This window comes from Variovorax sp. J22R115 (assembly GCF_030317005.1).
GTDB lineage: Bacteria > Pseudomonadota > Gammaproteobacteria > Burkholderiales > Burkholderiaceae_C > Variovorax.
In genome coordinates this window covers 23,871-36,969 of record NZ_JASZYM010000006.1, presented here as the reverse complement: position 1 = coordinate 36,969, position 13,099 = coordinate 23,871, and the positions used below count along the sequence as shown (strand labels likewise).

Here is a 13,099-nt window from a genome sequence, read left to right as displayed (position 1 = left end):
TTCAGGCGTCTTCAGGCAGAAAGGGCTTGGGCGGCGAGGCCGAAGGTCTTGGGCAGGCCGGCCTGCCACAGCGAGCCGTGCAGGGTCTCGCCGGCGAGCCACTCGGCGACGCGCGCGCGCAACGCGAGCAGCTGATCGATGTCGATGCCGGTCTTGATGCCCATGCTGCCGAGCATGTAGGCCAGGTCTTCGGTGGAGACGTTGCCGCTGGCGCCCGGCGCGTGCGGGCAGCCGCCAATGCCGGCAAGACATGCGTCGAAGCGATGCACGCCGACTTCGAGCGCGGCATAGACGTTGGCAAGACCGAGGCCGCGCGTGTCGTGGAAATGCCCGCACCAGAAGCGGTCGCCGGCAATCTTCACGGCGTCCTCGAACAGGTCGCGCACCATGCCCGGATCGGCGTAGCCGACGGTATCGGCGATGCTCACGCGGTCGGCGCCGGCGTCGAGCAAGGCCTGCATCAGGCGCAGCACCTCGCTCCTGTCGACGAGGCCCTGCAGCGTGCACCCGAAGGCCGTGCCGACCCCACCCTCGATCAGGATCCTGGAGCCCGAGGCATCGCGAGCGGCCCGGATCTTCGCGACTTCGGCCACCACGTCGTCCGGGGTCTTGCGCAGGTTGGCCAAGCTGTGCGCATGGCTCGCGGAGAGCGGCACGATCATCAGGTCGGCCTGGGCAGCGATCGCGCTCTCGGCACCGCGCAGATTGGGCACCAGCACGGAAGTGAAAAGGTTCGGCAGCGTCTTGGCGAAGGCAACCAGCTCGGCCGTGTCGGCCAACTGGGGCAGCAGCCGCGCCGGCACGAAGGAGCCGACCTCGATCTCGCGCTGGCCGGCCTCGTAGGCGGCGCGGATCCATTCGCGCTTCTGTTCGGTGGGGAGGATGGTGGCGATGCTCTGCAGGCCATCGCGCAGGCCGACTTCGCGGATCACGGCGCTGCGCGGCAGGCGGGCGGAAGGATGGGTCAAGGTTTGTCTCCAGGCTCTCGGCGCACGGGCGTGGCGTCGTGAGGGAGACTGTAGGCATTCCGCAGCGAGCCGAAAAGCGGTAAATTGGAACGATCAGCGTTCCATTTCGGAATCTCACACTCGGTCCGTCCCATGCATGACCTGGATCTCACGAGTCTTCGGCTCTTCGTCGCAGTCTGCGAGACGCGCAACATCGCACGCGCTGCCGAGCAGCATCACATCGTCGCGTCCGCGATCAGCAAGCGGATTGCCCAACTGGAAAGCACGCTGGGCCAGGTCCTGGTGGAGCGCAATCGTCGCGGCATCGCGATCACCGGCGCCGGCGAGATCCTGCTGGAGCACGCACGCGGCATGCTCGCCGGCGCGGACCGGGTCGCGCGCGACATGGCGGCCTTTGGCAAGGGGATCAAAGGCCAGGTCCGCGTTCTCGCCTCGGTCTCCTCCATTGCCGAGTTCCTGCCCGACGACATCGCATCGTTCCTGCAGGTCCCCGAACATCGCGAGATCCGGATCGACATCGAGGAGGCACTCAGCCGCGACGTCGTCCGCGGCTTGCGCGAAGGGCTGGCGCCGCTCGCGGTCCTCTGGGACGCCGCGGACCTCGAGGGCTTGCAGACACGGCCCTATCGCAGTGACCATCTCGCGATCGTCGCCAATCCCTCGCACCCGATCGCGGGCAGGAAGCGGTGCGCCTTCGAGGAAACGCTCGACTACGACCATGTGGGACTGCCGGCATCGACCGCGGTGCACACGATGCTGGCGCGCGCCGCTGCGATCATCGGCAAGGCGATCAGCTATCGCGCCGTCGTCTCGACCTTCGATGCCTCGTTGCGCTGCGTGCGCGCCAATCTCGGCATCGCGGTCGTTCCGCGCGAGGTGGCCGAACCCGTGGCTTCCACCTATGGCCTCAAGGTGCTGCCGCTGACCGACCCGTGGGCGCAGCGCCGCTTTGCCATCTGTTTTCATGACGAGAAGCGCCTGTCGCCGGCAGCGAGGGCGCTCGCTGCGCACCTGCAGTCCCTGGCGACCCCGCACGCCACGGATCCCGGCGGACGGCGCGCGTCCCGTCAGTGACCGGTCTGCGGGCCCATGGCGAGCAAGCGAAGGCGCAGCGCACACGGCTCCATGGCGTCGACCAGCGTTGCCTTGAGTTCCCAGGCCTCGAGGGCCAGCATCTCCCGGATGCACACGGCCTGGGATTCGGTGAAGCGTGCCGGCGTCCATTCCTGCAGCAGGCGCTCGGCCGAGGCGCAGCTGTCGGTCGCGCTCACCTCGGCGAGCGAGAGGATCAGCTCGGCCTGCGACTCGGTGAACGTGTCCGGAATGGCCAATTCAACTTCCCCACGGACAAGTGGATGCCACGCGAGCTGCCGATGCGGGGCAGGTCACTGATATCGCAGCCATTGGCGGAATGTAGCGTCAGGCACACCCGCTGTCCCCACCAATGCGCGTGCGTGGCTTATTCACTGCCCCGGCAGTCTTCGTGTTCATGGACCCATCGCGCCGCCTGTTGCTCTGCGTGTCGAAGGGCCTCGGCGGCGGTCGAATAGGCCTCCGTGTCTCGGGGCAGCTCGGTCTGCCGACCCGGTGCGTCACCGACGCAAATCACCACCGGCAGGAACGTGCCGTTCTCATGAGGCTGAGCGCCGCAAAGGAACGCCCTGCCTCGATACGCAAATGCCTGGAACTGCTTGGGGTCCGCGGTGGGCATGCTGGCCTCCTGGAAAGTTGTGGCCACAGCGTCGTACCCTTTGACGATGCGCGATGTAGGAAGACGCCGCCCATATCGGCGGCAGCCGGGTACCCGCTGGCCGGTTCGATCTCGGCACAGGGCCTCGACAGGCCCGCTGCGAGATGCAGATTACTCGATCGCCTTGGCCATGTCCTCTACGACCTTCTTGGCGTCGCCGAAGCCCATCATGGTCTTGTCCATGTGGCTGGCGGCAACGCCGGCGCCCGCCTGAACGCGGATGACATGGCCCTGAGCCACGAGCTTTTTCGCAGTCTCCGGAGTGACGGCGACTTGGGATTCGCCGACCGTGGTTTCGGCAGGAACGCCTATGTGCATTTCGCTCTTTCGTTTCTGGCTCTGGCGCTGCGGCGCAGCGGAGGCGTTCAATCGAAGTTCAGCAACACCTTCATCGCCTGCGACCGGTCCGCCGCCAGGGCGAAGGCGCGCGCCGAATCGCGGTACGACAGCGTCGCCGAGATCAGCGGCTTGACATCGACCAGCCCCTTGTTGAGCAACTCCACCGCGACTGCGAATTCCTCGTGGAAGCGGAAGGCGCCGCGCAGGTCGAACTCCTTGGCGACGATCGTGTTGATCGGCAGCTGGATCTCGCCACCGGCCAACCCGAGCTGCACGATGATGCCTCGCGGGCGCAGCGCCTCGAAGGCGCCGACCAGGGCCCGCGGGTTGCCGCTGGCCTCGAGCAGCACGTCGAAGCTGCCCTTGTCGGCCGTGAAGCGCCGGAGGCCCTCGGGCTCTTCGGCCACGTTGATCACCTCGTCGGCCCCGACCTTCAGCGCCTTGTCGAGCGTGAGGGTACCGACGTCGGTGGCCACGATGTGGGCGGCGCCCGCGCGCCGCGCGGCAATGATCGCCAGCGCGCCGATCGGCCCGCAGCCGGTCACCAGCACGCGCCGGCCCAGCAGCGGCCCCGCGCGCCGCACCGCGTGCAGCGCCACCGACAAGGGCTCGGCCATCGAGCCCTCGCCATCGCTGAGCGAATCCGCGAGCTTGTGCGCCTGGTGCGTCTCGACCACGATCTGCTGGCGAAACGCCCCCTGCACGTGCGGCGTGCGCATCGCGCTGCCGTAGTAGCGCATGTCCAGGCAATGGTTCTGCAGACCTTGCTGGCAGTAGCGGCACAGGCCGCACGGCCGGCTCGGGCTGATCGCGATGCGCTCGCCGGCTTGGAAGCCCGTGACGGCCGAACCCACCGCCTCGATCATCCCGGCCACCTCGTGGCCCAGCACCATCGGCTGCTGGATGCGCACGGTGCCGAAGCCGCCATGCTGGTAGTAGTGCAGGTCCGAGCCGCAGATGCCGCCGCAGCGCACGCGCACCTGCAGCTGGTCCGCGCCGAGCTCGGCGGTCTCGATCTCCTCGACGCGCAGGTCGCCGGGGGCGTGGATGACAAGTGCTTCCATGGTCTCTCTCAAAGGGTTGCGGTCACGCCGCCATCGACGTACAGGATGTGGCCGTTGACGAAGTTGGAGGCATCGCTCGCCAGGAACACGGCCGCGCCCACCAGGTCTTCCACATCGCCCCAGCGCCGCGAGGGCGTGCGCCCGACCAGCCACTTGGTGAACTCCTCGTTGTGGACGAGCGCCTCGGTCAGCTCGGTCTTGAAGTAGCCGGGCCCGAGCCCGTTGACCTGGATGCCGTGCTGGCCCCAGTCGATGGCCATGCCCTTGGTCAGCATCTTCACTGCGCCCTTGCTGGCGGTGTAGGGCGCGATGCCGGGTCGGCCCAACTCGCTCTGCACCGAGCAGATGTTGACGATCTTGCCGCGCCCGCGTGGGATCATGTGCTGCGCCACCGCCTTGCCGACCAGGAACACGCTGTCGACGTTGGTCTTCATCAATTCGTGCCAGTGGGCTTCCTCGAACTGGTCGAGCGGCCCGCGGCGCTGCATGCCGGCGTTGTTGACGAGGATGTCGATGGCGCCGATGTCGGCTTCGATGCGTGCCACTGCGGCGTTCACCGCATCACCCGAGGTCACGTCGAAGGCGGCGGTCAGCACCTGCAGGCCCTCGCTGCGCAACACCTCGGCAGCGCCTTCGAGCTTCGCCGCATTGCGCGCGTTGAGGATCACGCGGGCGCCGGCACCCGCGAGGCCGCGCGCGAGCGCGAAGCCGATGCCGGCACTCGATCCGGTGATGAGCGCGGTGCGCCCGGTGAGGTCGAAGCTCTTGAGGATGGAATTCAAGGTAGGGGCCCGGGTTCAGGAAAAGCAGAGGGGACAGGAAGGGACGGCGAGCCAGCACAGCCCGGTCAGCGCAGGCGGGCGGCCAGGACTTCGGGATTGACCGGCGTCGGTGGCTGGCGCGCCTGCGGGCCGGCGCCCAGTGCGGCAATCAGGTTGTCCACGGTGAGCGACGCCATGGCGCGCCGCGTCTGGATCGACGCGCTGCCGATGTGCGGCGTCAGCACCACGTTCGACAAGCCCAGCAGCGCAGGGTGGACGCGCGGCTCGCCCTCGAAGACATCGAGCCCGGCCGCGGCGATCGTGCCCGCCCGCAGTGCGGATGCGAGCGCCGCATCGTCGACGATGCCGCCGCGCGCGATGTTGGTCAGCGTGGCCGTGGGCTTCATCCGCTTCAACTCCTCGGCGCCGATCGCGTGATGCGACGAAGCGGAGTAGGGCAGCACCAGCACCAGATGATCGGCTTCGCGCAGCAAGGTCGACTTGTCGACGTAGCGAGCGCCGCTCTCGGCTTCGGCCTCGGCCGTCAACCGTGAACGGTTGTGATAGATCACCCCCATGCCAAAGCCGAGCGAGCCGCGGCGAGCGACCGCACGGCCGATGCGGCCCATGCCGAGGATGCCGAGCGTCGCGCCGTGCACGTCGCTGCCCGCGAACATGTCGAAGATGCCGGTCTTGGTCCAGTCGCCCTGGCGCACGAAGCGCTCCGACTCGCCGATGCGCCGGGCCGTGGCCATCATCAGCGCGAAGCCGAAGTCGGCCGTCGTCTCGGTCAGGACATCCGGTGTGTTGGTCACCAGCACGCCGCGCGCCGTGCAGGCCTCCACATCCACGTTGTTGTAGCCCACACCGACGTTGCACACCGCCTTGAGCGTGGGGCAGGCGTCGAGCAGGGCCGCGTCGATGCGGTCGCTGCCGTGGCTCATCACGCCTTGCTTGCCCTGCAGGCGCCGCTTCAGCTCGTCCGGGTCCCAGAGGGCGTCGTCCGGGTTGTCGTCGACGTCGAAATGTTCATGCAATCGCTGAGCGATGTCAGCGAACGTGGCGCGGGTGACGAGCACGGAAAGCGTCATGGTGGTCTCTGTCTTCTTGTTGGGGAACGGGTTCAGTTGGGGCAGCGTGCTTCGAGGGCATCGAGGAAACTGCGGTCCCAGCGGCCTTCCTTCATGGCGCGAATCGTCTCCGCCTCGGTGGCCAGATGGGCGCGGGCCTTCTCGATGACCCATTCGGCATCGCTCGGCGAGAACGCCATCAGGCCGTCCTGGTCGCCGACCACGATGTCCCCGGGGTTCACGAGCATGCCGCCCACCGACACCGGGACATTGATCTCGCCGGGCCCGTCCTTGTACGGTCCGCGATGGTTCACGCCGCGTGCGTAGACCGGGAAGTCGCGCGCGCGGATCTCGGCCACGTCGCGGATGGCCCCATCGAGCACGACCCCGACGGTGCCGATGGTCGCTGCGTAGAACGACAGGATGCCACCGATGACGGCATTGGCCAGATCACCGTCGGCGTCGATCACGATCACGTCGCCGGGCCGGCAGAACTCGAAGGCGCGCAGCAGCGTCAGGTTGTCCCCGCCGCGCGACTTGATCGTCACGGCCGTGCCAGCCATCGTTCCGGGCCCCGGCCGGTGATAGGGGTGCAGTCCGACGCTGCCGATGTTGCGGTGCATGTTGTCGCTCAGCGCGGCGACCGGGATGTCGCGCAGCGCGGCGATGTGGGCCGGGTTCGCTTGCGGCGCGGACGGGTTCTTGCGGATGCCCTTGAATTGCATGGGAGTCTCCAGTTCGGTGTGGGGGTTGGCGCGGGCGGCCGGTGCGGCTCAGCGCAGCTCGGCGACCGCGCGGGCGATGCGCGCGCAGCCTTCCTCGAGGATTTCGATCGAGGTCGCGATGGACAGCCGGAAGTAGGGCGACAGGCCATAGGCGGTGCCCGCGACCATCGCGACGCCCTCGCTTTCGAGCAGGTACATCACGACGTCGCCGTCCTCGGCCAGCACCTTGCCCGAGGGCGTGGTCTTGCCGATCAGGCCGCCGCAGTTGACGTACAGGTAGAAGGCGCCCGGGGGCGCGGCGCAGCTCAGGCCGGGGATCGCGTTGATCAGCACCAGCGTGCGGTCGCGGCGCTGCTTGTAGACCGCGACGCTCTCGGCGACGAACGACTGGTCACCGTTCATCGCCGCCGCCGCGGCGGCCTGGCTGATCGAGCAGCAGTTGCCGGTCGACTGCGACAGCAACGTGTCCATCGCGCGGACCAGGTCGGCGGGTCCGGCCACGTAGCCGATGCGCCAGCCCGTCATCGCATAGGTCTTCGAGACGCCATTGACCACCAGCGTGCGATCGCGCAGCTCGGGTGCCACGGCGACGATGTGCGGCGTCTTCTCGCCGTCGAAGCGGATGTGTTCGTAGATGTCGTCGGTCATCACCATGACCTGCGGGTGGCGCGCCAGCACATCGGCCAGCGCACGGTATTCGTCCGCCGTGTAAGCGGCGCCGGTCGGGTTGCTCGGCGAATTGATCAGCAGCCAGCGCGTGCGCGGCGTGATCGCTTCCTCGAGCTGCGCGGGCGTGAGCTTGAAGCCGTTGACCTCGGGGCACGCGACGATCACCGGCTTGCCATCGCACGCCAGCACCATGTCGGGGTAGGACACCCAGTAGGGTGCGGGCACGATGACCTCGTCGCCCGCCTCCAGTGTGATCGCGAACGCGTTGAAGATTGCGCTCTTCGCACCGTTGGTGGCGATGATCTCGTTCATCGCATAGCTCAGGCCGTTTTCGCGCTGGAGCTTGCCCACGATCGCCTCCCTCAACTCGACCGTGCCGGCCATCAGGGTGTAGCGGGTGGCACCCTTGTCCATCGCCGCGGCGGCGGCCTGGCGGATGTGCAAGGGAGTGTCGAAGTCGGGCTCGCCGACCACGAGGTTCACGATGGACTTGCCCTGGCGGCGCAGCTCGTTGGCGCGGTCGGCGGCCGAGGTACTGGGCGAAGGCTTGATGCGACGGACGCGCTCTGCGATGCGGGAGGTGGTCATGACTTCCTGGAGTGGGATGGCAGGACCCTACGGTACGCAGATCTCCTTCCCGAGGCCAAGACGAGATCGCTCTGGGCGGATAGGAAGAGCTTATGGTGAGCCCGGATGGCCCGGTCGGCACACGGGTGCTAGGCTGAGGTTTTGCTTCGGGACCCGGTGTGAACCTGCGGCGACTCAAGTACTTCGTGAAGATCGTGGACATCGGCAGCCTGACGCAGGCGGCCGAGTTGCTCTTCATCGCGCAACCGGCACTGAGCCAACAGCTGATCACACTCGAGGGCGAGGTGCGCCAGCAATTGCTCGTGCGCACCAAGCGGGGCGTGACGCCCACGGAAGCCGGCAAGGTGCTCTACCGGCACGCGCAGATCATCCTGCGCCAATGCGAGCAGGCGCAGATCGACATGGATGCAGCCGGACAGGGGGTCTCGGGTCAGGTGTCGGTGGGCCTCGCGCCCGGAACCGCGGCCGCGGCGCTCTCGCTGCCCTTGCTGCGCACGGTGCGGGCGCGTCATCCGGGCATCCTGCTGTACCTCAACGAGAACTACGGCACGACGCTCAGCGAACTGATCATGAACGGCCGCATGGACCTGGCGGTGCTCTACGGCGACAAGGCGATCCATGGCCTGACCTTCCTGCCGCTGCTCAAGGAACCCTTGTTCCTCGTCGGACCGGCGTCGATCCCGGCACCGGCCCAACCCGTGCGGCTGACGGACCTGCGCGACATGGAACTCTTCATGCCGCGCCCCTACAACGTGGTGCGCAAGCTGGTCGATGCGGCCTTCGGCCGGATCGGCGGTGCGCCGCGCGTGGTGGCCGAGATCGAATCCGCCTTCACGTTGACCGCGGCGATCGCGGACGGCCTGGGCGCGACCATCCTGCCGGCGTCGATGGCGCGCGAGGTCGTGACGGCCTGCGGCGCATGGCAGTTCAAGATCGTCGACCCCGTGATCGAGGCGCCACTCGCCTTGTGCCAGTCGGACCACCTGCCGCTGTCCGAACCCGCGCAGGCGGTGAAGGACATCCTCCTCGAGCTGGTCACCGAGCTGTCGAACGACACCACCGCGACCGAGGATCCGGCGCCGGTCGCGGCGTCATAAGCCGACCTTATCCCGGCACAGCCAATCCGTCTTTGGCTTTGCGGCCCTCGCGGGCTACCGTTCATGCCTGCCGTCACGCGTTCGCGGAATGCGTCGGCCACCCAGGAGATCCCGCCCTTTGCCGGCGGGGCCGGCATGAACCAGGAACAGATCAAGATTCTCATCGACGCATTGGCGGCTTCGGAGCTGTCGGAGCTGGAGTACAGCGAAGACGGCTGCACGCTGCGGCTCGCGAAGCAAGCGTCTTCGGCGTCTCTGGCCCGAGTCGGGCAGGTCGCCGGGGTCACCTGCGCCGCGCCACAGGGCACCGTGAATGACGCAGGCGATGCACGCGGCGCATCCAACGAACCCCGCGATGGCCTGGCCGCGGACCCGACCGAGTGCCTGGCGCCGCTCTATGGCGTGATTCACCTGCAGCCTTCGCCGGGCGAGCCCCTGTTCGTGCAGCCGGGCCAGCAGATCGCAGCCGGGCAGACCTTGTGCGTGATCGAGGCGATGAAGGTCTTCAACGAGGTTCGCGCCGAGGCCGACACGACCATCGTCGAGGTGCTCGTGCGTTCCGGCGACGAGGTCGAGGCCGGCCAGCCCTTGTTCCGCCTTGGCTGAGAAGGACGCGTCCATGTTCGACACCGTCCTCATTGCGAACCGCGGCGAGATCGCCTTGCGCATCCTGCGCGCCTGCCGGGGCCTGGGCCTCAAGACGGTGGTCGCGCACTCCGACGCCGACCGCCACGCGGTCTATGTGCGACAGGCCGACCAGGCGCTGTGCATCGGTCCGGCCAGTCCCGGCCTGAGCTACCTCAATCAATCGGCGCTGCTCTACGCGGCCGAGGTGAGCGGTGCGCAGGCGATCCATCCCGGCTACGGATTTCTTTCGGAGAACGCGGGCTTCGTCGAGAAGGTCGAGCAGGCCGGGCTGCACTTCGTCGGACCGAGCGCCGCGTGCATCCGCGTGATGGGCGACAAGGTCGCGGCCAAGCGCGCGATGCGGCGCGCCGGCGTGCCCTGCGTGCCGGGGCCGGACGATGGCCTGCCGGACGATCCGGAGGCCGTGCGTGCGCTCGCGCGCGAGGTCGGCTACCCGGTGATCGTGAAAGCCGCCGGCGGCGGGGGCGGTCGCGGCATGCGCGTGGTCCGCGAGGAGTCCGAACTGCTCGAGGCGCTGGCGCTCACGCGCGAGGAGGCCCGACGCGCCTTCGGCAATCCCGAGGTCTACATCGAGAAGTTCCTGCTGCATCCGCGGCACGTGGAGATCCAGGTGCTCGCCGACAGCCACGGCCATGCGATCTGGCTCGGCAGCCGGGACTGCTCCCTGCAGCGCCGGCACCAGAAGGTGATCGAGGAAGCTCCGGCGCCCGGCATCGACGAGGCCCTGATCGCCGCGGTCGGGGAGAGTTGCGCGGCGGCCTGCCGGCAGATCGGCTACTGCGGCGTGGGCACCTTCGAGTTTCTCTACGAGAAGGGCGCCTTCTACTTCATCGAGATGAACACGCGGCTGCAGGTCGAGCATCCGGTGACCGAGATGACCACCGGCATCGACATCGTGCAGCAGCAGTTGCGCATGGCGCGCGGCGAGCGGCTGGCGATCGCGCAGGCCGATGTCCCCTGCGCGGGGCATTCGATCGAATGCCGCATCAACGCGGAGGACCCGGACAGCTTCGCGCCGTCCCCCGGTCGCATCACGGGCTGGCGCGTGCCCGGCGGCTTCGGCGTGCGCTTCGATTCGCACGCGGGCGTGGGCTATCGCGTGCCGCCGTACTACGACTCGATGATCGGCAAGCTGATCGTGCACGGCGCGAGCCGCGAGGACGCGCTGGATCGCATGCGGCTCGCGCTCAGCGAGCTGCAGGTCGACGGCATCGCCACCAACGTGCCGCTGCACCGCGCCCTGCTTCAGGACGACGGCTTTGCCACCGGCGGGGTCGACATCCATCACCTCGAGCGCTGGCTGCAGCGCAGGAGCACACCGTGACTCTCTCGACCACCGGACCGGGCCCGACCGTGAGCCTGCTGGGCACCACCGCGCTGCTCTTCGAAGCGCCGGGCGCGATGGAGCTTCATTCGCAGCAGCGCATCTGGGCGCTCGCGCAGGAGGCTGCCGCCTGGCCCGAGGTGCGCGAGGCCGTCCCCGGCATGAACAACCTGATGCTGAGCTTCGTTCGTCCGCCGCGCGCGCTCGATGAACTGAAGGCACGACTGGCCGCCGCGTGGGAGGCCGTCGCCCCGCTCACGCGCGAAGGCCGCGTGGTCGAGCTGCCGGTGCGCTACGGCGGCGCCGGAGGACCGCACATGGCCGACGTGGTGGCGCACACCGGCCTGTCGGTCGAGGAAATCGTCGAGCTGCACAGCGCGCCGCTCTACCCGGTGTACGCGCTCGGCAGCCATCCCGGCTACTGCTACCTCGGCGGCATGGACCCTCGCATCGCGACGCCGCGGCGCCCGGTGCCGGTGCTCAGCATTCCGGGTGGCGCGGTATCGATCGGCGGTGCGCAAACCGGCGTCTCGGCCTCGGCCGGGCCGAGCGGCTGGAACACCATCGGCAGCACCACGATGACCTTCTTCGACCCGGCGCGCGATCCACCGGCGACGCTGCAGCCGGGCGACCGCATCCGCTTCCTCGTCGAAGGGATCGAGCCATGATCGAGATCCTCTCCAACGCCGCCCTGGCGACTGTCCAGGACCTCGGGCGCCTGGGCAGCCTGCGCTTCGGCGTGGGTACCGCCGGCGCCATGGACGACCTCGCCCTGGCGGCGGGCAATCTCCTGCTGGGCAACGAGCCCGGGGCTGCGGGCATCGAGATCCCGGTCTTTCCGTTCAAGGTCCGCTTCGCCGAGGATTGCATCTTCGCGTTGACCGGCGCGGATTGCGGCGCGAAGCTCGATGCGGAAGCGCTGCTGCCGTGGTGGTCGCACCGGGCACGCGCCGGTCAGGTGCTGACGCTGGGCCTCCCGCAGGGCGCGCGGCGCGCGAGCCGCGCCATGCTGTGCCTGCCGGGCGGCATCGATGTGCCGCAGGTGCTGGGTTCGCGCAGTACCCAGATGCGCGGCGCCTTCGGTGGGCATGAGGGACGGGCCCTGCGCAAGGGGGATGTCCTGCGCGCCGCAGACCCGAAGCGCGCCTGTCGCACCGGCTTCGGACTGGTGCCGCCGGCCCTCGCCTTGCCCCTGGAACTCGACGGGCTGGTCGCGCTGCGGGTCCTGCCGGGCGCCGAGTACCCGGGTTTCGAGGCCGCCTCGCGCGAGGCCTTCTGGGCCGGCGAGTGGCGCATCACGTCACAGAGCGACCGCTATGGCTACCGGCTGTCCGGCGCGGCCTTGCGGCCGGTGGCACCGATGGAGCTGCGCTCGCACGGCATCGTGCCGGGCGTGATCCAGGTGCCTCACAGCGGGCAACCGATCATCCAGATGCGTGATGCACAGCCTTCGGGCGGCTACCCGAAATTCGGCACCGTGATCGAAGCCGATCTGTGGCGACTGGGGCAGGCGCCGATCGGCAGCCGGATCCGCTTCATCGAGACGAGCTGGGACGAGGCCGTGGCCGCGCTGGAACAGAAGGAAGCCTGGCTCGCGAAGGTGGCACGCATGGTGGCGCTGCAACGCAGCGGGCCGATGGGAGTCGCCGCATGAGGAAGGCGCCTCACGAGCTGCGTGAAATCGCCGGCTGGATGGCGGCGATGGACATCGGCTTCCTCGAACTGCGCATGCCGGACGCGATCGTCCGGTTGGGGCGCCGTGGCGACGAGGTCGTGAAGCTGGACGACGGCCAGCGCGACGATGATGCGCCGGTCACGCCGCGGCCTGCCGCGACGAACCCGCCGCCACTCGACACCGTGACTTCCGCATCGGTCGGCGTGTTCCTTCGTGCGCATCCGTGCGCGACGGCGCCGTTCGCACGCGCCGGCGTTCACGTGCGGGCCGGCCAGACGCTGGGGCTGCTGCGCATCGGCGTCCTGCTGCTGCCGGTGGCCGCCTCCCGCGCCGGCACCGTCGCCGCATTGCGCGTCGAGGACGGCGCGACGGTCGGCTACGGCGCCGCCCTGGTCGACCTGCATTCCCTCTGACGAAAAAA

15 protein-coding genes and 1 pseudogene are annotated in these 13,099 nt (G+C 68.7%); 7 read left to right on the top strand and 9 right to left on the bottom strand.

What is annotated here, in order from left to right:
- Window positions 1-11: 11 nt before the first annotated feature.
- A complete protein-coding gene (locus QTI04_RS11795; RefSeq protein WP_286615794.1) occupies window positions 12-968 on the bottom strand; it encodes a hydroxymethylglutaryl-CoA lyase in 957 nt (318 codons plus the stop codon).
- 132 nt (window positions 969-1,100) lie between these two features.
- On the opposite strand from QTI04_RS11795, the gene QTI04_RS11790 reads away from it, so the two are divergent.
- The gene (locus QTI04_RS11790; RefSeq protein WP_286615793.1) at window positions 1,101-2,042 is read left to right on the top strand and encodes a LysR family transcriptional regulator; all 942 of its coding nucleotides are present in this window, start codon (window positions 1,101-1,103) and stop codon (window positions 2,040-2,042) included.
- Here the strand turns inward: QTI04_RS11790 and QTI04_RS11785 are convergent.
- The 8 genes and pseudogenes from QTI04_RS11785 to QTI04_RS11750 all read right to left on the bottom strand — a co-directional run bounded on the left by QTI04_RS11785 (window position 2,036) and on the right by QTI04_RS11750 (window position 7,934).
- The gene (locus QTI04_RS11785) at window positions 2,036-2,299 is read right to left on the bottom strand and encodes a hypothetical protein (RefSeq protein ID WP_286615791.1); all 264 of its coding nucleotides are present in this window, start codon (window positions 2,297-2,299) and stop codon (window positions 2,036-2,038) included. The genes QTI04_RS11790 and QTI04_RS11785 overlap by 7 nt on opposite strands.
- Window positions 2,300-2,427: 128 nt before the next feature.
- Complete coding sequence (locus QTI04_RS11780; RefSeq protein WP_286615789.1) at window positions 2,428-2,679, bottom strand: hypothetical protein; 252 nt, start codon at window positions 2,677-2,679, stop codon at window positions 2,428-2,430.
- A 213-nt stretch (window positions 2,680-2,892) separates the two neighbouring features.
- Window positions 2,893-3,036, bottom strand: a pseudogene (locus tag QTI04_RS11775) (NAD(P)(+) transhydrogenase (Re/Si-specific) subunit alpha); the annotation flags it as partial.
- 47 nt (window positions 3,037-3,083) lie between these two features.
- On the bottom strand, window positions 3,084-4,121 hold the full coding sequence (locus tag QTI04_RS11770; protein WP_286603783.1) for an L-idonate 5-dehydrogenase: 1,038 nt from the start codon (window positions 4,119-4,121) through the stop codon (window positions 3,084-3,086).
- An 8-nt stretch (window positions 4,122-4,129) separates the two neighbouring features.
- On the bottom strand, window positions 4,130-4,903 hold the full coding sequence (locus tag QTI04_RS11765; RefSeq protein WP_286615788.1) for a glucose 1-dehydrogenase: 774 nt from the start codon (window positions 4,901-4,903) through the stop codon (window positions 4,130-4,132).
- A gap of 65 nt (window positions 4,904-4,968) precedes the next feature.
- Window positions 4,969-5,973 carry a D-glycerate dehydrogenase gene (locus QTI04_RS11760; RefSeq protein WP_286615787.1) on the bottom strand — a complete coding sequence of 335 codons (1,005 nt, stop codon included), beginning with the start codon at window positions 5,971-5,973 and terminating at the stop codon, window positions 4,969-4,971.
- A gap of 32 nt (window positions 5,974-6,005) precedes the next feature.
- The gene (locus tag QTI04_RS11755) at window positions 6,006-6,677 is read right to left on the bottom strand and encodes an RraA family protein (protein WP_286615785.1); all 672 of its coding nucleotides are present in this window, start codon (window positions 6,675-6,677) and stop codon (window positions 6,006-6,008) included.
- Window positions 6,678-6,725: 48 nt separating this feature from the next.
- Window positions 6,726-7,934, bottom strand: coding sequence for an aspartate transaminase (locus QTI04_RS11750; protein WP_286615783.1), 1,209 nt, complete (start codon window positions 7,932-7,934; stop codon window positions 6,726-6,728).
- A 158-nt stretch (window positions 7,935-8,092) separates the two neighbouring features.
- Between QTI04_RS11750 and nac the strand changes: the two genes are divergently transcribed.
- The 6 genes from nac (at window position 8,093) to QTI04_RS11720 (ending at window position 13,091) form a co-directional block, all read left to right on the top strand.
- Window positions 8,093-9,031: a nitrogen assimilation transcriptional regulator NAC gene (gene nac / locus QTI04_RS11745; RefSeq protein ID WP_286615782.1), complete on the top strand. Its 939-nt coding sequence runs from the start codon at window positions 8,093-8,095 to the stop codon at window positions 9,029-9,031.
- A 63-nt stretch (window positions 9,032-9,094) separates the two neighbouring features.
- Window positions 9,095-9,637: an acetyl-CoA carboxylase biotin carboxyl carrier protein subunit gene (locus QTI04_RS11740; RefSeq protein ID WP_336621881.1), complete on the top strand. Its 543-nt coding sequence runs from the start codon at window positions 9,095-9,097 to the stop codon at window positions 9,635-9,637.
- Window positions 9,638-9,650: 13 nt separating this feature from the next.
- Complete coding sequence (gene accC / locus QTI04_RS11735; RefSeq protein ID WP_286615781.1) at window positions 9,651-11,003, top strand: acetyl-CoA carboxylase biotin carboxylase subunit; 1,353 nt, start codon at window positions 9,651-9,653, stop codon at window positions 11,001-11,003.
- The gene (pxpB, locus tag QTI04_RS11730; protein ID WP_286615780.1) at window positions 11,000-11,671 is read left to right on the top strand and encodes a 5-oxoprolinase subunit PxpB; all 672 of its coding nucleotides are present in this window, start codon (window positions 11,000-11,002) and stop codon (window positions 11,669-11,671) included. The genes accC and pxpB overlap by 4 nt, the downstream gene beginning before the upstream one ends.
- On the top strand, window positions 11,668-12,657 hold the full coding sequence (locus QTI04_RS11725) for a biotin-dependent carboxyltransferase family protein (RefSeq protein ID WP_286615778.1): 990 nt from the start codon (window positions 11,668-11,670) through the stop codon (window positions 12,655-12,657). The genes pxpB and QTI04_RS11725 overlap by 4 nt, the downstream gene beginning before the upstream one ends.
- Window positions 12,654-13,091, top strand: a complete 438-nt coding sequence (locus tag QTI04_RS11720) for a biotin/lipoyl-containing protein (protein WP_286615777.1) — start codon at window positions 12,654-12,656, stop codon at window positions 13,089-13,091. Before QTI04_RS11725 ends, QTI04_RS11720 begins: the two co-directional genes overlap by 4 nt.
- Window positions 13,092-13,099 lie beyond the last annotated feature (8 nt).